This is a genomic window from Acinetobacter sp. ANC_7511 (assembly GCF_056779975.1).
Genome location: NZ_JBWYIY010000023.1, coordinates 1 through 21,672, shown reverse-complemented (window position 1 = coordinate 21,672; position 21,672 = coordinate 1). Strand labels below are relative to the sequence as shown.

Below are 21,672 nucleotides of genomic sequence, written 5' to 3'. Positions count from 1 at the left end.
CAAAGTTCAAGATACTAAAGTTAACATTTTTTATCGTGGAATTTATTGTTGCAAATCAGTCTAATATTTTAACTGTAAATTCGATTTTTTTACTTACTAAACCGTAAGTACTTCTCATCCTTCTTCTACCTCAATAAGCTTTAAATTCGTCTTGTTGCACTGCCACATCCGCAGTATGACGAGGGGAAATATGGCACTTTTGCTTTAAAGCTTATTTAAAAAATAAAGATCAATAAGAACCATAGATAAATTTATCTCATGAGGCTGATATGACAAAACTCCTAACCACTAGTTTATTTGTGACCACCATTGCTTTAAGTGGCTGTAATGATTCTGATGATAAAAGTCCAAAAGATTCATCAAATCCATCTCCACTCACTTTGCAGACTTATACTCCTGGAGAGGATGCTGTTTTTGCCGTTGCATCAACTTTAATTTCAGGAAAAAAAGATGCTATTTTGGTCGATGCTCAATTTCAGAATCAATACGCTAAAGACGTAGTCAATCTGATTAAGAAATCAGGTAAAAATTTAAAATATATTTATATTTCGCATAGTGACCCTGACTATTATTTTGGAACCAATGAAATTTTAAAAGCATTTCCAAATGCTAAGGTTGTTTCAACCGCGCAGACAGCCTATTTAATACAAGCCTCTAAAGAAGATAAGTTATCAGTTTGGCAGCCACAATTAGCAAAAAGCGATGCCCCTGAAAAGATTATTATTCCTGAAGCCTTAAATTCAGGATATATGGAATTAGATGGGCAAAAGATTCAAGTCCAACTTGATCCAGAAGATTCCGCACATAGTTTCCTATGGATTCCAAGTTTAAAAACGGCATTGGGTGGTATTTCGGTCGCTTATGGTGAGCATTTGTGGATGGCCGATACCAATGGTGTGCAAGGGATCGATCTTTGGAAGAAGCAACTTGATAAAATACTGAGTTTAAATCCTGAAAAAGTGATCCCTGGTCATTATGTAAAAAGTGACTTTTCACCTAAGCCATTGGATTGGATTAAAGGGTATTTAACGAACTTTAAAACAGCAGTTACTGAAAATCAAAGCTCGGAGGGGATTTTTGGATATATGAAAGCAAAGTATCCAGATCTTGAGTCGAGTGAAGAAGTACTAAAAATGTCTGCACAAGTATTTGCCAAAGAAACCGATTGGAAAGTTGCATCTCCTTATCCGCCAATAGGACAAAAAATTCAAGTCGATTTTACGAGTTTGAAATTTTATCTTGATTTCAAAGACCACAAAAACCTAACTTTTACAGGTGCCGGTGGCGCAGTTGGGCCAGATCTTTCTGAAGCGGTAAAATACACACCTGTTGAAATTGCTAAAAATATTTTTATGGTTTATTGGCATGAGGATAAATCAGGAGATAATGTCGTTCATATTCAAGATTATAATCGAGATGTCGTTTACACCAACATTGCTGGGAATGATGGAACAATTCATCTTAAAGGCAAAATACAGGGCGTCAAAGGTGTAATCAAGGACATCGGTTTACAACAAGTATTGAACAAACCATTCTTCGCTATTGGACAGACTTTGGCGTTAAACATCAATGGTCAAACGCAGCGTCTTGAATTCAAAGACCAAAGTCTTTTAAATATCACATCAGGACAAAATACATCTGCCAATATTGAATATTTAGCCACACAGGTTGGACCTGAGCAGTTTATGGTGTATTGGACAGATGATGCGACTAAAGAAAATGTTGTACTTATCATCGATCAAAAGCAAAAGATCATTTACCAAAATATCGCAATGCCAGATGGAAAATTTAATCATCATCGAGGTACATTTAGTCTTCTACCGAAATAATGAAGATTTAGTCCTTTCTATGCTGAGTAAGAGTACCTTCGGGTGCTCGAGTTTTTGATCAATTTAACATAGAAAAATGGCAGAGCTAATCTTAAACATTTTATGCATTCGATGAATGTCATTGAAAAAACCATTATGAATTTGCTTGTATAATGTACAAAAAAGCGTAATATCGCTTTCCCATCATCTAGGGTGGTTAAACTGAAGGTAATATAAAATGGCAAAGAAAAAAGCGTTGCCAGAAGTTGTGATTCACAACTTTGTGGCAAAACATATGCATGAAGTCAACAAAAGCCAAGTTTTTGTAGATCGTAAGAAAAATGCAAAACGTGGCTATAGCAAGCACAAAAAAGGGAGATATTCGAATGATTATCTCCCTTTTTTTATATGCCTAAACACGTGAAGGTTAGTCTGCTCCACCGATACTTCCACCGCAATCTATATCAACATGTGATGATAATTCGCTCATTTGGTGTTCAGAATTCATCGTTGAGCCATGACCTAGCGTATGATTTGAAATAGGTTTGTTAGGTGTTGAACTACTTTTTAATTTACTAATATATAAATGAAATAGAATTACCGAGATCGCTACGAACAACATGAAGATAAAAAAAGCCAATTGATCATGTTGTTACTCAGCTCTTTCTCTGCTTAAACCGAGATTCATATTAGGCATTTACAATACGATTCGATTTCACCATATCCGCTAAACCATGATGACGGAAATAATATTCCATCCAACTTTTTACAATGAGTGGATTATTCATTTTCACCACTTCATCTAAAAGCGTTTGCGCATCTACCATTGGAACATGACAAATTGCTTTACGGACTCTGAGAATATTGCTCGAACTCATTGAAAGTGTATTAAAGCCCATCGCCATCAGTAAAATTGCTGAGAGTGGATCGCCAGCCATTTCACCACAAATACTGACAGGTTTGTCATATTTATGACACTCTTGAACTAAGCGTTGCAATGCTCGAAGCACTGAGGGATGGAAGTGAGAATAAACACTCGATACACGTGGGTTATTACGGTCGACTGCCAACAAATATTGGATTAAATCATTCGAACCCACAGAGAAGAAATCAACTAATTCTGCAAACTCACCAATTTGAAGTAAAACACTAGGTACTTCCACCATGATGCCAATTTTAGGACGATTAATTTTAACTTGTTCTTCTTCCTGAACCGCAGCTAAGTCACGCTCAATAATATAAAGCGCTTCTTCTACTTCACTGACGCTGGTGATCATTGGCAGCAAAATATGCAAATTATTCAAACCAACACTGGCTTTTAACATCGCACGAATTTGTGAAGAGAAAATCTCAGGATGATCCAAGGTGAAACGAATCCCTCTCCATCCTAATGCTGAGTTTTCTTCTTCTATTTCGAAATAAGGTAAATCTTTATCTGCACCAATATCCAAAGTACGCATCACGACTGGTTTATTGGCAAAGTGACTAAGTTGTTGACGGTAAATCGCCCGTTGCTCTTCTTCACCCGGGAAACGATCACGCAACATAAATGGAATTTCTGAACGATAGAGTCCGACACCTTTGGCACCACGTTGTACACCACGCACGACATCAATCATTAAACCTGTATTCACAAGTAAGCGTACTGCAACACCATCAGGAGTGATGGCATCTTTGGTTTCATACTGTTTAAGATCTTTGGCAATTTGTTCTTCTTCTTTTTGGATGTCACGATAACGTTGACGTAAACGGCGTGGTGGATTGATAAATACACGTCCTTGATAGGCATCAACAATCATTTCCACATCATCAAGTGTGGTTACTGGAAGCTCGGTTACCCCAACGACTGTCGGGATACCCAAAGCACGTGCCACAATCACCATATGTGAATTGGCAGCCCCTTCAGACGTCACAATCGCTGCAATCTTATCGACAGGTAGTTCAACCAATGCTGCCGTACTGATTTCCTCACCCACGATGATACTGTCATTACTCAGTTCACGATGACTCAGATCATCTTCTTGAAGTGCTGCTAAAATACGTCGCCCAAGGTCTTTTAGGTCTGCAACACGTTCTCGTAAATAATCGTCTTCCATTTGTGCAAAGATTGCCACATGACGATCTATAACGTGTTTAACTGCACCTTGAGCCCAGTGACCATCACGGATTAACTCTTTGATTTCAGCAGGCAGGGCATTCTCATCCAACATTCTCAAGAATACGCTAAATAATGCACGTTCCTCAGACATCAAAGAATCTTGCATTTTTTCATCAAGTGATTGAATTTCTTGGCGAACTGAATCAACCGCATGATCAAGTAATTCAAGCTCTTCACTAATATCTTCAGCTTCGCGGTCAGGTACTGAACCTAAATCTGCGGGTGGATAAAGAATAAGTGCACGACCTAATGCAATACCACCTGCACCTGATGATCCTTGAAATGTTTTATAGGTTGGAGAATTATTTGGCTTACGGAAAACATCAATATTTCCAACTGCATGCGCATGGGCGATAACGCCAGAAAGTTGCGCACAAAGTGTGACTAAAAACGATTCAGCAGCTTCGCTAAAGTCTTGTGGTTCAGTATTTTGAACCACGAGAACACCCATGACTTTTCGACGATACATGACAGGAACGCCAAGGAAAGAGTTATAAATCTCTTCACCCGTTTCTGGGAAATACGCGAAACGCTCATGCTTAAACGCATTCTCGATATTGACGATTTCCTCGCGTTGCCCAACGAGTCCGACCAAACCCTCACCCAGCTGCAGTGAGACATTGCCAATAGATTCAGCATTTAAGCCTTTGGAAGCCATCAAAACGTAACGTTGGTTACGTTCATCAAGTAAATAAATAGAGCACACATCTACATGCATTGCTTCAGAAATTTGGTTGACCATAATTTCTAACGAATCATGCAAACTGACAGACGCATTGATTTCTTGGACAATGCGCCGTAAAGAGTCTAATTGCATGTTCGACATGTAGCGGTGCTCCTCTTAAAGGGATGTAATTATGGTGATTATTCAAATAGTCGAAATAAAAATCAAACATTTAAATTCAATGTTTAATATAAATCATGCTATGGCAGATGCATACACAATTCCAACATGGCACGACGGTAAACATCTTTTTTGAAGTTCACCACTTGGCCTAGTGGATACCAATAGCTGACCCATTGCCATTGATCAAACTCTGGCGGATCATTTAAGTTCAACTGAATATGATTCGTTGACGCGACTAATTTCAATAAAAACCATTTTTGCTTTTGTCCGATACACACAGGATCAGAATCTGATCTGATGTAGCGAAGTGGCAAACGATAATGTAACCAACCTTCGGTCTGAGCAATTATTTGGACGTGCTCCGGCAATAACCCGACTTCTTCACGGAGTTCCCTGAAAAGTGCCTGTTCTGGAGTTTCACCAAATTGGATGCCTCCTTGAGGAAATTGCCAAGCATTGTGACCAATGCGTTTTGCCCATAAAACTTGTCCAATATCATTTGCCAAAATGATCCCGACATTCGGTCGGAAACCTTCTGAGTCGATCATTTGGCACCTAAAATTTATTAAATTCGTTGACTTTGGGTTCGGGGGCATCCACTCTCTATGCCCGACTCGAAAAGTTCAAAGTAATAATGTTTTAAAATTGCTATGATCTTAACGAATTTCTATCGACTAGCGGAGATAGATTTACATTTTTTTTCTTAAATTTCAGTTTGAACGAGTAATTTCATGAAATTGGCGTTGTTTGATTTAGATCACACCTTGTTAAATACCGACTCTGACCATTCTTGGGGCGAGTTTTTAGTCAATGAAGGCTTGGTTGATCCAGTTCGACATCGCGCCATGAATGACAAATTTTATGAAGACTACAAAGCAGGACAACTTGATCCAATTGCCTACAACGAATTTGTATTTGAATTTTTAACGCAACATGACAATGAGTATTTGACCGACTTACATCAGCTTTTTATGCAAAAAGTGATTCGACCTCAAATGCGTCCTGAAGGTTATAAAGCGATTCAACGTCATCAAGATGCTGGGCATCAATTAGTAGGAATTACCGCAACATCAGATTTTATTACTGCACCTATTTTTCGTGAATTTGGTATTACAGAAATTATTGCAACCAATGCAGAAGTGGTTGATGGTAAATATACGGGTAAAGTCATTAATATTCCGTGTTATCAAAAAGGTAAATTGGCACGATTAGATCAATGGCTCGAGGGACGAGACGTTACTGAATCATGGGCATATTCAGACTCCATTAACGATCGATTCTTATTGGAATATGCGGATCATGCGATTGCAGTCAACCCAGATGATCGTCTTGAAGGATTGGCTAAAGAGCAGGGTTGGGATATCCAAGACTGGTCCATTTAAGACAGTTTTATTCTCAAAATTAAATCATTGCTAAAGCCATTGTATCAATGGCTTTTTTTCATTGATCAGCATTGAAATAACTTGAGATGAAATTCAGCATAAATTTACAGACGCTTTCATCCCTTAGTGATACCTTATGCGCAAACAACTAACTTAAAATTAATCAAAATCATAAGGAATATACGATGATAAATGCAGAGCCAAGAATGACCAACTTATTTGAGCAATTAGGATTGGATTCTAGCGAGCAAGCTATTGCAGAATTTATTGAAACACATCAGTTAGAAGCTGAAACCTTTTTGACTGAAGCAAGTTTTTGGTCTGAAGGTCAACGTCAATTTTTGAAAGAAAAATTATGTTCAGATGGTTCATGGGCATTAATTATCGATCAGCTCAATGAGTCTTTACATGAAGATTCATTGAAGAAAAAAGCTTAAGTAGCTCACTTGTCTTAAAAAGTAAAAAGTCATCTGATTAGATGACTTTTAAATATCGAGTGCTGAAATTATTTCATTAAATCAACCAATGCTTTGGCTGCCTTAGATTGGGTGCGTCCCGGATGCCAAACCATACCCAATTGACGCTGCATTTCTAAATTAATATCCAGTCTGACCAGGTCTTGATTGACTAAAGTACTTGGCAAGACAGACCAACCTAACCCAATAGAAGCCAACATGCGAATGGATTCAAGCGGATTATTGCTCATGGACACTTTAGGTTTTAATCCATTTTTTTCAAATTCTGCAAGGGTGATCTGCGCTGTATATGTTTGAGCTGCAGGTAATAAACTTGGATACTGCATGAGATCTTCAAGGCTTAAATTTTTCATATTTGCCAATGGATGAAAAACTGCAGCAACGAAAACCAAAGGATCACTCCATAAAGGAACATATTTTAAACGTTCATCTAGGACAGGGGGTAAGGTTAAGAATGCCAGTTCAAGATCACCAGCTAACACTTTTTCATGCGCTTGTTCTGAATCTACAAAATGCACATCTAATGTCACATCAGGATATTGCTGAACATAGCTTTTTAAATGTTGCGGTAAATGATGTAATCCAATGTGATGGCTGGTACCAACTTTAAGCTTTCCTTTAATCTGATTTTGGTCGTGGCTTAAGGTGTGATGAATATCACCTAGTTCATTTAACCAATTTTTAACTTTTGGAAGCAGGGAATGAGCCGCATGGGTGGCTTGTACACCTCGGCCAGCAGATTCAAATAATTTGACACCAAAATAATCTTCTAAACTATGAATACGTTTGGTAACAGCGGGCTGAGTGATAAATAGTTGATCAGCTGCCATAGAAATCGAACCCGTTTCCATGACTTTTATAAAAGCTTCAAAGGCAGCAAGATTCATAATTTAAACTCGGTTATGAAAATATTATTTAATTATAAAATAAATTTATATCTATTGCGAAGTAATTCTTCATAAACTGTTGCAAAAAAAGCCGCATAGTGCGGCTTAGATGAGGAGGATCACAGGTGAAACTATGCGACGATATTTTCTTCCTGTTGTATCGTTTTTTTCTCCCACACGCGTTCGTGAATGAAATAAGCCACGGCTTGTACAGTAGGCTCAAGTAAACTCAAAGTAATTGCCATCCAAATGCTGCCTGTGACAAGGTAGCCTACAATCATGGCTACCGTAATGTGCATAATATAGTAGCTTAATGTTTTTTTGAACATGCGTTGATTATCTTCAACAAATTTTTGAATATGTGCCATGTGAACATCCTCAGTTGGTGGTGATCTTGGAGATGTTTAAATGATAAGCATTCTTATTTAATCTGTAAAAGCGAATATTATTTTTAAATTAATCGTTTTTATAGATGGTTTTTGTGTTTAAATTGATTCTAAAAAGTTTTTAAACTAATAAAAATGATAAATTAGATTTATGTGAATAGGCCGTTATAATCGTAATTAATGACAGAATTACCCAGTCCAGTGGAGCAAATCGACATGGCAGGCGAAACCCAAAAAGCAGAAACTCAAACAAAAAAAACGTTGTACGATAAATTGTGGGACGATCATTTAGTTAAACAACGCGATGATGGTTCTTCTTTACTTTATATCGACCGTCACTTGTTGCATGAAGTGACTTCTCCACAAGCTTTTGAAGGCTTACAACTTGCAGGACGTAAACCTTGGCGTTTAAGTGCAAACGTGGCAACTCCTGACCATAACGTACCAACGTCTACGAAAGAGCGTTCTGAAGGGATTGCGGGGATCGAAGATGATACTTCACGTATCCAAGTGCAAACTTTAGATGATAACTGTAAAACATTTAATGTTGCACAGTTTGATATCAACGATGTCCGTCAAGGGATCGCACACGTTGTTGGACCTGAGCAAGGTTTAACTTTACCGGGTATGACGGTTGTTTGTGGTGACTCTCATACAGCGACGCATGGTGCGTTTGGTTGCTTGGCACACGGTATTGGGACATCAGAAGTTGAACATGTATTGGCAACGCAATGTTTAGTTCAAAAGAAAATGAAAAACATGTTAGTACGTGTTGATGGTAAATTGGGTCAAGGCGTAACACCAAAAGACGTGGTTTTAGCGATTATCGGTAAAATTGGTACTGCTGGTGGTACTGGACATGCGATTGAGTTTGGTGGTCAAGTATTCCGTGACATGTCGATCGAAGGTCGTATGACGGTATGTAATATGGCGATTGAAGGCGGTGCCCGTGTCGGTATGGTTGCTGTAGATGAGAAAACCATTGAATATGTGAAAAACCGTCCTTATGCACCGAAAGGTGAGCAGTGGGATCAAGCTGTAGCTTATTGGAATACTTTACATTCTGATGAGGGTGCACACTTTGATACAGTGGTTGTATTACAAGGTGAAGAGATTGAGCCACAAGTGTCTTGGGGTACATCTCCTGAGATGGTGATTCCTGTATCGCAAGCAGTACCGACATTAGAACAAGCAAAAGATGATGTACAACGTAACGATTGGACACGTGCTTATCAATATATGGGCTTAACCGCGGGTCAAGCATTGTCTGATATTAAATTGGATCGCGTATTTATCGGTTCTTGCACCAACTCTCGTATTGAAGATATCCGTGCGGCAGCTGAAGTTGCAAAAGGCAAAAAAGTTGCAAGCACGATTAAGCAAGCGATGGTTGTTCCGGGTTCTGGCTTAGTCAAAGCACAAGCAGAAGCTGAAGGTTTGGATAAAATCTTAATTGAAGCTGGTTTTGAATGGCGTGAGCCGGGTTGCTCAATGTGTTTAGCAATGAACGCAGACAAATTACAACCAGGTGAGCACTGTGCATCAACATCAAACCGTAACTTCGAAGGTCGTCAAGGTAATGGTGGTCGTACGCATTTAGTGAGTCCAGCGATGGCAGCAGCAGCGGCAATTGCAGGTCACTTTGTAGATGTGCGTACGTTCTAAGCAAACCTAGAAATGAGTTATGTAACTGAAGTGAAATGCTCACTGACTAGAGACTCAGTTTGCATGGGGGATGATGTAAATGTTCCTCATTTGTTACAGACTCACATTGTAAAATATGAACAGAGTGAACAGTTTTTCAATGAAATTTTAAAACACTATTCATTTCCAGCTATGGCATGTTGGTCTTGTTATTTAAATGATGAACTGTTTGCACTCATTAAATTTGATCATAAAGAAAATGGAGTCCATGTGGAGTACAAATATTTAAAAGATAAAGTTGAACTGTTAAAAGTTAATTTTATACATTTTAGATATGATAGTTCTTGTGAAACATGGTCTTGATTCCATTAGGTAGTAATCATGAAAAAATATACCGTTGAACAAGGTATCGTTGCACCATTAGATCGTGCCAATGTCGATACAGATTTGATTATTCCAAAGCAGTTTTTAAAATCAATTAAGCGTACAGGTTTTGGTGCGAATTTATTTGATGAATTACGTTATTTGGATGAAGGTTATTTGGGTCAAGATAACTCAAAACGTCCTCTAAACCCTGACTTTGAGTTGAACAAGCCTCGTTACCAAGGCGCATCAATTTTGATCTCACGTGCTAACTTTGGTTGTGGTTCAAGCCGTGAACACGCGCCATGGGCTTTAGAAGAATATGGTTTCCGTACCGTAATCGCACCAAGCTATGCAGACATTTTCTACAACAACAGCTTTAAAAATGGCATGTTACCAGTGATCTTGTCTGAAGAGATTGTGGATCAATTATTCAAAGAGTGTGCAGCTCAAGAAGGTTATCAGTTAACGATTGATCTTGAAGCACAAGAAGTGCGTACACCATCTGGTGAAGCATTTAAATTTGAAGTTGATCCATTCAGAAAGCACTGTTTGTTGAATGGTTTAGATGATATTGGTTTAACGTTACAAGCGGCAGAAGATATTCGTGCTTATGAGGAAAGAACTAAAGCTGTTCGCCCATGGGTATTCCAAGAAATCAAAGCGTAACTGACACTTTAAGCTATAGTGCTCTGATTCAAGTCTTGCTAATATCGGTGCAAAATTATTCTTTTAGTTTTGCGCCGTTTGGTGAGGTTGGGCACAAATGAAGGCAAAAGTTTTATTACGCTATGCGTTTTTCGGATTGTCTGTCGCCGTTTTATCCGCTTGTCAGACCGTAGACCGATTACAACTGAAAAAGATTAAAGAAACGCCTGAAACCAGAAATCATGCTTTGATTTATTGCTCAGGAACGCTGAATTGTGAGTTTGAAAGATTCGATGAGCATCCCATTGTTGATGCTCAATCTCGAAGATTAGATCAGCGTGCGATCAAGCAAGGTATCGTGCGATTAAATGCTGGCTCTTTGAAAGATCCGCAAGCCTTATATCTTTCAGTTCCTGCTGGACTGCATGAAGTGGTGGTTCGCTTTTATCCGATTTCAGAGGAAAAAGCAGAAACTATTAATGTCATCCATCGCTTCGAAGCAAAAAAAGATTACCGATTTGTAATGTTTAGAGATCGAAGCAGTGGGAAAAAAAGTTTACTTGATGCTTCTGCACCAGAGCCATTATGTGTTGACTTGTTGCAAGAGCAACAAACCATTCGTCGTTTCTGCAAACCCTATAATGTTCTCAATGGACTAGGTGAGTTTGTGGAACAAAAAAATTTAAAAACACGTTAGTTCATACTAACTTTATAAATGGAAAATCTCATGTCTAAACAAATCTTGATTTTAGCTGGTGACGGCATTGGTCCTGAAATTGTAAAAGCAGCTGAACAGGTCCTCATCCGTGTCAATGAAAAATTCAATCTAGATTTAACATGGGAACAAGGTTTATTGGGTGGCGCTGCAATTGATGCGCATGGTTCACCTTATCCAGAAGTTACCTCTGAACAAGCAAAAAAAGCAGATGCGATTTTGTTAGGTGCTGTTGGTGGTCCGAAGTGGGACACAATTGAGCGCTCAATTCGTCCTGAGCGTGGTTTATTGAAATTACGTAGCGAACTTAACCTTTTCGCTAACTTGCGCCCAGCGATCTTGTATCCTCAATTGGCAGATGCTTCAAGTTTGAAACCTGAAATTGTTTCAGGCTTAGATATTTTAATTGTCCGTGAATTAACTGGTGGTATTTACTTCGGTCAACCACGTGGTATTCGCGAATTAGAGAATGGTGAGAAGCAAGGCTTTAATACCGACGTATATGCAGAGTCAGAAATCAAACGTATTGCTAAAGTGGCGTTTGAAATGGCGAAACTACGCGGTGGTAAAGTGTGTTCAGTAGATAAGGCAAATGTTCTTGAAGTCACTGAGCTTTGGAAACAAACAGTAACTCAGTTACATGCTGAACAGTATGCTGACATTAACTTGTCACATATGTACGTTGACAATGCAGCAATGCAATTGGTTCGTGCACCTAAACAATTTGATGTGATCGTAACAGGTAACTTGTTCGGTGATATCTTGTCTGATGAGGCTGCGATGTTGACTGGTTCAATCGGTATGTTGCCATCAGCTTCATTAGATGAAAATGGTAAAGGGATGTATGAGCCTTGTCATGGTTCAGCACCAGATATCGCAGGTCAAAATATCGCAAACCCATTGGCAACAATTTTATCTGTTGCAATGATGCTTCGATATACGTTCCGTCAAGAAGCTGCAGCAAAAGCGATTGAAGATGCAGTAGGGAATGTTTTAGATCAAGGTTTACGTACAGCTGACATTATGTCTGAAGGCATGAAGAAGGTCGGGACAATTGAAATGGGTGAAGCAGTTGTTGCAGCGCTTAACTAATTTCAGTTGATTCATTCAAAACGCAGCCTATGAGCTGCGTTTTTTATTGCCGAGCTTTCGAAAGCGATATTTTTTTTTAACTAAAAACACTCGAGCAAGTCATTACGTTACCGTATCACAGCTTTGCTGAAGCTGCACGTACAGGAATAACAAAATCATTTTCATCTCTCATCGAATTTCCCATTGGAATCGAGGTGTTGACTATACGTTCAAAGGTGAAAATGGATCGATCATCTCGAATCTCAAGATTGGGCTTCAGCTTAATGTTAAAAGAATTCAACTCGGTAGTTTATCGGATATGTTGGATATCTTGTCCTACAAATTGTGAAACATAAGTATTCATATTTTTTTTGTTCTGAAAATTTGCTGTTTGGCATGCCGTAAACAGGAAAAGTGTAAATATGCAGATGGGCAAAAAACACAATTTATTTAGTGCACGAAATAGTGGGGCAGTACGACGATTTTTTTGTGGTTGAGTGTGTATATGAGGATTGTTTTTATATTTGATTGAAAGTTAAGAATAAATAGTGAGTTTAATTATTCTATATATCTGAATTTATCTCTTATCACAAAGACAGGCGATTGATTTAGCTGAATGAACTTTCTATGCGATTCATAAAATAAAAGTACAAAAACAAAAAAGCCACTCAATGTGGCTTTTCGCTTACTAACACTTAGCGTGCACGGTAAGTAATGCGACCCTTAGATAAGTCATAAGGTGTCATTTCAACTTTAACACTGTCGCCAGTCAAAATACGAATATAGTGTTTACGCATTTTACCAGAAATGTGTGCAATTACTTCGTGACCGTTTTCTAAACGTACACGGAACATAGTATTAGGAAGCGTTTCGGTGACAACGCCTTCGAACTCGATAAGTTCCTCTTTATTGGCCATAGCCTACCTGATGATCAAATTGGAAAGGCGCAAATTATAGGCAAAATTTTAGAAAAAAACAAGGTTAAACCAAGTTCAGTCGGCGTTTCTATGGTCAAACTTGTCGAACAAACAAATAAAATTTTTAAACAAAAAAATGCTTAACTATGTTGTCAGTTTGGTCAATCGACTGTAATCTAATTCATAAGTTTTAAGTAAATATTAATAACATACAAGGAAGGGCACTGCGTGAGTCAGCTAACTGATGCTTCGGTTGTTCTACGATTAGGTTATCAAGCAATTCGTCGTGCTGGATTGCCCACAGAAGAAATTTTAACAAAAGCGGGTGTGGCCTTAAATCAAGTAGATCAAAATGCGCGTACGCCTTTAAGCGCGCAGTACGCTTTCTGGGTTGCTGCCGAAGAAGTCAGTAAAGATCCAGACATTGGTCTACATTTAGGTGAGCATTTACCACTTTATCGTGGTCAAGTGATTGAACATCTTTTTATTTCATCTGAAAATTTTGGCGAAGGCCTGAAAAGGGCTTTAGCATATCAACGTCTAATCAGTGATGCATTTCATGCCAAATTGGTTATTGAAGATGATCGTTGCTACCTAACCAATGGTGAACAACCTTTCTCTGAAAACCTAGTCAATCGTCATTTTTCTGAGTGCGCGATTTCAGGCATTTTAAGATTCTTCAAATTTATTACTGAAGGTCGTTTTCAACCTATATATATCGATTTTAACTTTAGCGAGGGTGCTTCAGACGATGAGTATTTCCGTGTATATGAGTGCCCGGTAAGTTTAGGCCAAAAAGAAACGCGACTTTATTTTGATCCTGCAATTTTAGATTATGTACTTTGGCAAGCCGAGCCAGAATTACTTCAACTGCATGAGCAGTTGGCGATTGAAAAATTACAGGAGTTGGCTCGATACGATTTAGTGGGTGAGGTGCGCCGTGCTATTGGATCAACACTTGAGAGTGGAGAAACAACGCTAGAAACTGTGGCAGCTCAGTTGAATATTACCCCACGTCGTTTGAGAACACAGCTCAGTGAAGCCAATACAAGCTTCCAGCAAATTTTATCTGACTATCGTTGTCGTTTAGCTAAAAAACTTTTGGCAAATACCAATGAAAGCGTAGAGAGAATTGTCTATCTGACGGGTTTCTCGGAACCAAGTACGTTCTATCGGGCCTTTAAACGATGGACCAATGAGACACCTGTTGAATATCGTAAGCGGAAACAGCGCTAAAAAAGTCCCTTCTTATGAAGGGATTTTTTTCTATTTAATTCAAAATAAAAATCTATTCAGGCATGTTTAACCAATGAGGGCCTAGGGGTACTTTAGGCAAGTTAAACTCTTCAGGATAGTGTGCTTGGATAAAGTAAAGGCCGTCAGGTGGTGCTGTGATCCCTGCTGCTTTACGGTCTTCTGCTGCGAATATTTCATCGATATGGTCAATGCCGTACATCCCCTGACCAATTTCCAGTAAACAGCCCATAATATTGCGAACCATGTGATGTAAAAAACCATCTGCTTGGATGTCAAGAACAAGGTAAGCACCGTGTTTGATGAGTTTGCAATGGCTCACATGGCGTACAGGTTGGTTGGATTGACACGCAGCAGCTCGAAAACTTTCAAAGTTATGAGTACCCTCAAATTTTGAGGCTGCAGCAATCATTTTATCTACATCAAGTGGGTAATAAGCATGCGTTACTTGTTTGTGGAGTAAGGCAGGGCGCATGGGGCTGTTATAAACGACATAACGATAACGGCGAGCCTGCGCTTTAAAGCGTGCATGAAAATCACTATCCATTTCTTGAATCCATTGGATGGCAATATCTTTAGGAAGTGTACTGTTAGCCCCCATAAGCCAGCCACGAATTGGACGTATTGCATTTGTGTCAAAGTGAGCCACCATATTTGTGGCATGAACACCTGCATCTGTTCGACCCGCACCATGCAAAATGATGGGTTCATCAGCAATTTTGCTCAACACTTTTTCCATGGTTTCTTGTACGCTCGGCACACCAGGTTGCTGTGTTTGCCAACCTCGATACCGAACGCCACTAAACTCAATTCCGATTGCAAAACGCGGCATTTGAACCTCTAATTTGATGAATCATACCAATGTTTTAACCATTGATCTGTGGAGGGGTATTGTAAATACATTTTTAGAATTTTGGCATAAAGATCGGCATCACTGAGTGTATCGTCTATTAAAATATCAGATGCTTGAATCCAACTGCTAATTGCATAGCGTTGATCTAATTCTCCAAACATGACCTGACTACTTAATATAATATGGCAGCCTAAGGCACGAAGCTGCTTCAAAATATCTGTGGTATCCGCATTAATTGCTAAATTACCGGTTCCATATGCTTGAAGTATGAGTACATGAGGCGGATTGTCGATAAAACGCGTTAAATGCTGATTGAATAATTTGATTTCAATGGGGCGAAGACTCAGATTCGCAATATTGAGTTGTATCGAGCGTTCAATATGTTGCTCAGTAATGTTGAAAAAAGAACTTGATATGGGCTTGATGACATTTGTAAATGCTTCACCACAAAATGCATTTAGTGCCGTGCGATGAGTCTTGACTGCAGTTCTGGCATGAAAAATTTGATGGTTAAAGCATAAGTAAACACCATCAGACATATTTTCCATATGTTGGATGGCATGATTCAGATTATCTAAAGCATCGCTCGATGGATGCAAAGATGTCGCTGCATGATTGAGCAGAGGAAATTGGCTACCTGTGATAATGACTCGACACGTATCATGGAGAAATCGAGAAAGAATAGCCGCAGCATAACTCATGGTATCGGTACCATGAATGACAATAAAATTTTGAAATTGTTTAGCTTGTAATTGTTGAATTTGTTGGATTAACAGCAACCAATCACGCGCCGTACATGCACTACTGTCTTTAATCTCATGAGCCTGGACAAGCTCGATTTGATTTTGAACGGGCAAAATTTCTTTTAATTGCGGAAAAAAATCGGCAGCAGGCATAGGCGCTAAAGGTTCACCAACGCAACCAAATGTCCCACCCATATAGATTAAAGCTATTTTTGAACTCATAAAAAAAGCAGCCTGATTAGACTGCTTCATATTAAGATTAATTGGAATCAGATTCCATGCTCTCTCGGAGTTTTGCTGCACGCATTTTTTGTTCGTCATTGTAATGCGATTCATATTCCGTAATTAATTTTTCTGCTTCATCAAACGCGCCAAATTTAATGTATTGATCCGCTAAATCTAAGTTAAGTTGAATTTCATCAACGTTGAGTAATTCAGGAAAACGTTGTACAAGAGGATCATCAGGACGATTCGGATTCATTTTTATCGCAGATGTTTCATGCGAATGATTCTGTTGCACTTCTACATTTTCATCTGATGAATTGAGGTCAAAATTAAACTCGTTTGTCGGTTCAATTGAGCTTTCTATTGTAGATTTTGAATCAAGATTTTCCTCAAAGTCGAAAGTTACAAAATCTAAAATCTGATCATTTACGCTTTGCTTTGAAACTTTTGCTGAGCTAGATGTTTCAGCATCAAAGTTAAAATCATCTGAAAGATCAAAAGTGAGTTCATCCTTGGATGTTGTTGTTTGAGAATGAGACTGTTCCGATTGATCTGAAAAGTTAAATTCCAATGGATCGATTTCAATATTCAGTTCTTGTAGATTTTTTTCTGATGGAGAAGAACTCAGTGCTGAATGAGGGAGATCTGTTTTTTCACCCCATTCTTGACTCAAATCAAGTGTGAAGTCGAGATTTTGGATGGACTCATTTTCTGAAGCACGGTTCTCTCTAGCGGTCGACTGCACTGATTCTGTTTGTGATTTATTTTCAGACTGAAAACTGGTGAAGTCTAAATCAAACTCTAAGGGTGCGCGATCTTCAGTCGATTGATTGGTTGTTTCAGATTCAGTCTGTGTTTGAGCATTTTGCTCGAAAGTTAAATCTGTCGTTATAAATTCTAAAGATGTTTGCTCTTTTGATGCAGGAGCCTTCTCATCAACTTGCTCGAATGGATGTTGTGAAGTGGGTTGAGGTGTATCTTCCATAAAAAAATCGAGTTCAAAATGCTCGTTTTGCGATGGAGTCTCCTGTTCAGTTGCCTGCTGATTTTCAGCCTGATCAGAAGGGAGCTGGTCAATGATTTCTTCATTGGTTTTATTGAGCGTAAACTCTTCTGCTAAATCGAGCTGTTCTGAGCTAAATACAAAATGAGCAGTAGGTTCAGCAGAGACATGCTCAGTTTCTTCTTCAGGGGTGCTTTTCTTCTCTTTGGCTTGTAAGGGATGTGGGTATTGTTCTGTTTCAAACACAAATGTTGAGCTTTGAGAAGGAAGAGAAGATTGCTCTGTGGTCTCATTTGTTTCAGTGGGTGTGCTTTCCTGAGAGCTATGTTGTTCATCCTGAGACTTGATGAGATGATCAAAAGCTTGTTCTGATTGCACTGCAGGAATTTCAGTTATAAAACTGGTGCTATGAAACTGTGCAGCATGACGAGGCTGATTCTCAGTGTTCGATATATCCCGTGATTCTTTCGCAATTTCTTTATTATGTTCCGCTTCTTTTGCAGCTTTAAGTTTGTCTTCAGCTTCATCCGCAATGTAATGTAATCCAGTGGAGCGTAAATAATTACTTAATTGTTTTAAAGCAAATTCATCATTCTGTAGGATGTGAATATCAATCAAATACGAGTAAAGCTCATGTTGTCTAGGATCACGATTCAATGCTTGATTGATTTTTGCTTCGGCTGACATATAGCTTTCTGATTGAATTAAGTATTCAATGCTGGCTTTAAGTTCATCAGCCACTGGTTCGGCACTTAAGTCTTGTGGTGCGCCATGACCGTGCTGTGAATAGGCTTGTTGTGGGGTGGAGCGAGTTTTAGGGCTTTTCTTAGCGCGTTTTACACTCACATTTTTTTTAGATTTTGTTGATCCTGTGTCACCATTTTTTTGTTTATCCTCACGTTTTTTGAGCACCAGTGCGATTAACAGCAAGACGACAAATGGAATGACATACAACATAATTTTTCCCCTTCATTGAATTCAATGAATTTATTGCAAATCTAATACCTGAGTGCTCGAAATATTGGACTGTTTTTAATCCCGATTTTTTATATTCTCAGTTCATCATTATGCATCGATCAAGATGTTCGAAATAAGAAGTGATGAGATTGTAATTTAACTGTTTTTTGTATAGATGTCATAATATTTCCTTTCAAATAGCACTCCAAGCTCTAATCAATTCAAATTGCATAAAAAAAGCCGATCTAATCAGACCGGCTTTTTATTGAAGTGACTATTAAAAATTAAGCATTTTTATAGTCAATCAAGATGCGTAGCATACGGCGTAAAGGTTCAGCAGCACCCCAAAGTAATTGGTCACCAACAGTGAACGCGCCTAAATACTCTTTACCCATATTGAGTTTACGTAAACGACCTACTGGAACAGTAAGCGTGCCTGTTACTGCAACAGGTGTAAGATCAGTCATTGATGCTTCACGTGTGTTCGGCACAACTTTAGACCAGTCATTTGCACTTGCAATGATGTCTTCAATTTCATTTAAAGGAACATCTTTACGAAGTTTTAAAGTCAATGCTTGTGAGTGACAGCGCATTGCACCAATACGTACACAGTGACCATCAATAGGTACAATTTGTGAATTACCAAGAATCTTATTGGTTTCAACTTGACCTTTCCATTCCTCTTTCGATTGACCGCTTTCAAGCTGTTTGTCGATATAAGGAATTAAAGAACCTGCTAAAGGTACACCGAAGTTTGCTGAAGGGAATCCTTCACCACGTTGTAGTTCAGCAATTTTAGAGTCGATATCTAAAATTGGAGAACGTGGATCGTCTAATAGATCTTTTGTATTGTTATACAAATAGCCCATACCTGTGATGAGTTCACGCATGTTTTGCGCACCCGCACCAGAAGCAGCTTGGTAAGTCATTGAAGTCGCCCATTCAACAAGATTGTTTTGGAACAGACCACCAAGACCCATTAACATCAATGAAACAGTACAGTTACCGCCTACAAATGTTTTCGTACCTTTTACCAAACCGTCTTTGATCACATTCATGTTGACTGGATCTAATACGATGATTGCTTCATCGTCCATACGCAATGTAGATGCAGCGTCAATCCAGTAACCATTCCAACCATCAGTTTTCAACTTAGGGAAAACTTCAGTGGTATAATCACCACCTTGGCAGGTAATAATGACATCCATTTGCTTCAGACTATTAATGTCTGTCGCATCCATAAGTGCTGGGGCAGTTTTACCACCAAACGCAGGGGCTTCACCACCTGCATTACTGGTAGAGAAGTAGAATGGCTCAAAATGAGCGAAATCATTCTCTTCAACCATACGTTGCATAAGGACGGAACCAACCATCCCGCGCCAACCGACCAGACCTACTTTCATGTCACTTTGCCTCGGTGCGTTAAAATAAAAAAGGGGGTTCGAGTGTATCAAAAGAGTGTATAACTGCAAGTGGTACACAATCAAAACAGCAAATATATTGTGCAATATATCTTGTTTATGTTACATGCAAAACTAATATAAATTTATGAATCATCGAAAAATTAAGAATATATAAAGAGAAGCGCTATGCTATGGATTGAGATACTGGCTGTTGTTGTGATTTGGTTAAGTTTTTGGTCTTTGATTCCGCGTGATGAGTGGTGGTTTCGAGGTGCCGATTTTCCAAGACTACAAATTTTAGCCCTAGGCTTTATCGCATTTATCCTCCTGTTGATTTGGGATGGGGAATGGGATTTAAGACGCCAAGTCATATTTGTTGGATTAATTGCTGCATTAGCATATCAATTGAAGATGGTTTTGCCTTATACCTTAATTTGGAAAAAACAGGTGAAACAGGTCCAACCAGATCAACTTGATCCATCAAAGCAAATCTCTTTAATTGTGTCGAATGTTTTAACACCAAATACAGAATATCATCGTTTGATTGAACAGATTCATCAGCATCAACCCGATATCGTATTGACGCTTGAAACAGACCAAACCTGGCAGAATGAACTTTCGGTCATTGAGGCGGATTATCCTTATCGTGTTCCAGTACCTTTAGATAATCTCTATGGAATGCATCTCTACAGTAAGTTGGAATTGAGTGATACCGAAGTCAAATTCATACTGAGTAATGAGATTCCTTCTATTCATACCACAGTGAAATTGCGTTCTGGACAGCCAGTTCAATTATATTGTTTACATCCCAAACCGCCGAGTCCAACTGAAGCCAAAGACTCTACATTACGTGATGCTGAATTGTTGATTGTCGGTGATCAAATTAAAGACTTGGATGAAAGTTGCATTGTCATGGGAGATCTAAACGATGTGGCATGGTCTCGTACCACACGACTATTTCAACGTATCAGTGGTTTGTTAGACCCGCGTGTTGGACGTCATTATGTCAATACCTTCCATGCGGACTATCCGCTATTACGATGGTCACTCGATCATGTATTCCACAGCACTGATTTTGCTTTGGTGAAAATGGAGCGATTACCGCATATTGGTTCGGATCATTTTCCTGTGTACGTTGTTTTACAAACTGGACGACAATTTGAGCAAGTACAGCAAGAATTAGAACAGACGGATGCTGATGAGCAAGAGGCTCAGGAGGCGATTCAAGAAGGTATTGCGAAAGCTGAGAAAGAAGAGAAACAAGTGACAGATGAAATTGCGCAAGATTATAAAGATGGCAAACAAGTGTGAATGGATGCGTGTAAGAAATTGCTTACAATGAATGTGTCTGTTGACCCATAGTCACGAAGCGAGCTTAAGCGTAATCTAAGCTTATCGGCACAGGGAGTGGGAATGGAATGATCCCAATATGGAAGACGACGCCGACGGAAAATCATCATGGAGATGATGTAGGAAAGGAAAGCCAATAAAACAATAATATGATTTTTGAAAAGCACAACCTCATCGACCCGAGTTTTACAGGATGTAGAACTCGGGTTTAGTTTATGGTGGATTTAAACGTTTAAATGCATACAGGTCGAATGAATTAAATCTCGTTATTCAGCTCTAATCTTTTATTAATGCTATGATTTGCCAAAATGAAAATATTGAGCAGATGGGGTATGAGTTTGTTTCTTAAAAATATGAAAGACATAACTACAAGCAAATCCTTCGCTTCGATCGTTGTGTTAAATGTACTAATGAGTACCAATGTTTTTGCACAAGAAGCTGATGAAAAAATGATGGATGCGGTTGCATCTCAAGAACAGGTCGCGAACACTGAAGCTAAAGAAGCTAAAGAAGCTAAAGAAGCTAAAGAAGCTAAAGAAGCTAAAGAAGCTAAAGAAGCTAAAGAAGCTAAAGAAGCTAAAG

21 protein-coding genes are annotated in these 21,672 nt (G+C 38.8%); 12 read left to right on the top strand and 9 right to left on the bottom strand.

Annotation, left to right across the window (positions count from 1 at the left end; all coding sequences use genetic code 11):
* Positions 1-269: 269 nt before the first annotated feature.
* Positions 270-1,829: a MoaF-related domain-containing protein gene (locus tag AC1M9L_RS13615; RefSeq protein WP_481592418.1), complete on the top strand. Its 1,560-nt coding sequence runs from the start codon at positions 270-272 to the stop codon at positions 1,827-1,829.
* 217 nt (positions 1,830-2,046) lie between these two features.
* Positions 2,047-2,232, top strand: coding sequence for a DUF7230 family protein (locus AC1M9L_RS13610; RefSeq protein ID WP_035264181.1), 186 nt, complete (start codon positions 2,047-2,049; stop codon positions 2,230-2,232).
* 265 nt (positions 2,233-2,497) lie between these two features.
* Here AC1M9L_RS13610 and ptsP read toward each other — a convergent pair whose 3' ends face one another.
* Both ptsP and AC1M9L_RS13600 read right to left on the bottom strand, forming a co-directional pair.
* On the bottom strand, positions 2,498-4,792 hold the full coding sequence (gene ptsP / locus AC1M9L_RS13605; protein ID WP_481592417.1) for a phosphoenolpyruvate--protein phosphotransferase: 2,295 nt from the start codon (positions 4,790-4,792) through the stop codon (positions 2,498-2,500).
* Positions 4,793-4,890: 98 nt separating this feature from the next.
* Positions 4,891-5,361, bottom strand: coding sequence for an RNA pyrophosphohydrolase (locus tag AC1M9L_RS13600; protein ID WP_035264177.1), 471 nt, complete (start codon positions 5,359-5,361; stop codon positions 4,891-4,893).
* 183 nt (positions 5,362-5,544) lie between these two features.
* Here AC1M9L_RS13600 and AC1M9L_RS13595 point away from each other — a divergent pair, with 183 nt between their 5' ends.
* Positions 5,545-6,195 carry an HAD family hydrolase gene (locus AC1M9L_RS13595; RefSeq protein ID WP_481592416.1) on the top strand — a complete coding sequence of 217 codons (651 nt, stop codon included), beginning with the start codon at positions 5,545-5,547 and terminating at the stop codon, positions 6,193-6,195.
* A gap of 185 nt (positions 6,196-6,380) precedes the next feature.
* Positions 6,381-6,632: a DUF2789 domain-containing protein gene (locus AC1M9L_RS13590; RefSeq protein ID WP_481592415.1), complete on the top strand. Its 252-nt coding sequence runs from the start codon at positions 6,381-6,383 to the stop codon at positions 6,630-6,632.
* A gap of 68 nt (positions 6,633-6,700) precedes the next feature.
* Here the strand turns inward: AC1M9L_RS13590 and AC1M9L_RS13585 are convergent, their stop codons facing one another.
* Complete coding sequence (locus tag AC1M9L_RS13585) at positions 6,701-7,558, bottom strand: LysR family transcriptional regulator (protein ID WP_035264171.1); 858 nt, start codon at positions 7,556-7,558, stop codon at positions 6,701-6,703.
* Positions 7,559-7,689: 131 nt separating this feature from the next.
* Positions 7,690-7,926 (bottom strand): DUF2061 domain-containing protein, encoded by a 237-nt coding sequence (locus AC1M9L_RS13580; RefSeq protein WP_035264169.1) that lies wholly within the window; start codon positions 7,924-7,926, stop codon positions 7,690-7,692.
* A gap of 234 nt (positions 7,927-8,160) precedes the next feature.
* Between AC1M9L_RS13580 and leuC the strand changes: the two genes are divergently transcribed.
* From leuC to leuB, 5 genes are all read left to right on the top strand, one after another.
* Positions 8,161-9,609, top strand: a complete 1,449-nt coding sequence (gene leuC / locus AC1M9L_RS13575; RefSeq protein WP_481592414.1) for a 3-isopropylmalate dehydratase large subunit — start codon at positions 8,161-8,163, stop codon at positions 9,607-9,609.
* A gap of 12 nt (positions 9,610-9,621) precedes the next feature.
* The gene (locus AC1M9L_RS13570) at positions 9,622-9,951 is read left to right on the top strand and encodes a hypothetical protein (RefSeq protein WP_481592413.1); all 330 of its coding nucleotides are present in this window, start codon (positions 9,622-9,624) and stop codon (positions 9,949-9,951) included.
* An 18-nt stretch (positions 9,952-9,969) separates the two neighbouring features.
* A complete protein-coding gene (leuD, locus tag AC1M9L_RS13565) occupies positions 9,970-10,620 on the top strand; it encodes a 3-isopropylmalate dehydratase small subunit (protein WP_481592412.1) in 651 nt (216 codons plus the stop codon).
* A gap of 97 nt (positions 10,621-10,717) precedes the next feature.
* Entirely contained in the window at positions 10,718-11,296 is a 579-nt protein-coding gene (locus AC1M9L_RS13560) for a hypothetical protein (RefSeq protein ID WP_179998722.1), read from the top strand.
* A 30-nt stretch (positions 11,297-11,326) separates the two neighbouring features.
* The gene (gene leuB, locus AC1M9L_RS13555; RefSeq protein ID WP_481592411.1) at positions 11,327-12,406 is read left to right on the top strand and encodes a 3-isopropylmalate dehydrogenase; all 1,080 of its coding nucleotides are present in this window, start codon (positions 11,327-11,329) and stop codon (positions 12,404-12,406) included.
* A gap of 674 nt (positions 12,407-13,080) precedes the next feature.
* Here the strand turns inward: leuB and infA are convergent.
* Positions 13,081-13,302 carry a translation initiation factor IF-1 gene (infA, locus tag AC1M9L_RS13550; protein WP_004692529.1) on the bottom strand — a complete coding sequence of 74 codons (222 nt, stop codon included), beginning with the start codon at positions 13,300-13,302 and terminating at the stop codon, positions 13,081-13,083.
* Positions 13,303-13,530: 228 nt separating this feature from the next.
* Between infA and AC1M9L_RS13545 the strand changes: the two genes are divergently transcribed.
* On the top strand, positions 13,531-14,538 hold the full coding sequence (locus tag AC1M9L_RS13545) for an AraC family transcriptional regulator (protein ID WP_035264130.1): 1,008 nt from the start codon (positions 13,531-13,533) through the stop codon (positions 14,536-14,538).
* A 52-nt stretch (positions 14,539-14,590) separates the two neighbouring features.
* On the opposite strand, the gene truA is transcribed toward AC1M9L_RS13545, so the two are convergent.
* The 4 genes from truA to asd form a co-directional block, all read right to left on the bottom strand.
* The gene (gene truA, locus AC1M9L_RS13540; protein ID WP_481587331.1) at positions 14,591-15,388 is read right to left on the bottom strand and encodes a tRNA pseudouridine(38-40) synthase TruA; all 798 of its coding nucleotides are present in this window, start codon (positions 15,386-15,388) and stop codon (positions 14,591-14,593) included.
* 8 nt (positions 15,389-15,396) lie between these two features.
* A complete protein-coding gene (locus AC1M9L_RS13535) occupies positions 15,397-16,374 on the bottom strand; it encodes an asparaginase domain-containing protein (RefSeq protein ID WP_481592410.1) in 978 nt (325 codons plus the stop codon).
* A 37-nt stretch (positions 16,375-16,411) separates the two neighbouring features.
* Positions 16,412-18,337, bottom strand: coding sequence for a hypothetical protein (locus AC1M9L_RS13530; protein WP_481592409.1), 1,926 nt, complete (start codon positions 18,335-18,337; stop codon positions 16,412-16,414).
* Positions 18,338-18,621: 284 nt separating this feature from the next.
* Complete coding sequence (gene asd / locus AC1M9L_RS13525; protein ID WP_481592408.1) at positions 18,622-19,740, bottom strand: aspartate-semialdehyde dehydrogenase; 1,119 nt, start codon at positions 19,738-19,740, stop codon at positions 18,622-18,624.
* A gap of 186 nt (positions 19,741-19,926) precedes the next feature.
* Between asd and AC1M9L_RS13520 the strand changes: the two genes are divergently transcribed.
* Positions 19,927-21,051, top strand: a complete 1,125-nt coding sequence (locus AC1M9L_RS13520; RefSeq protein WP_035264120.1) for an endonuclease/exonuclease/phosphatase family protein — start codon at positions 19,927-19,929, stop codon at positions 21,049-21,051.
* A 371-nt stretch (positions 21,052-21,422) separates the two neighbouring features.
* Positions 21,423-21,672, top strand: a 250-nt coding sequence (locus tag AC1M9L_RS13515) for a hypothetical protein (RefSeq protein ID WP_481592407.1), incomplete at its 3' end; no start/stop codon positions are given.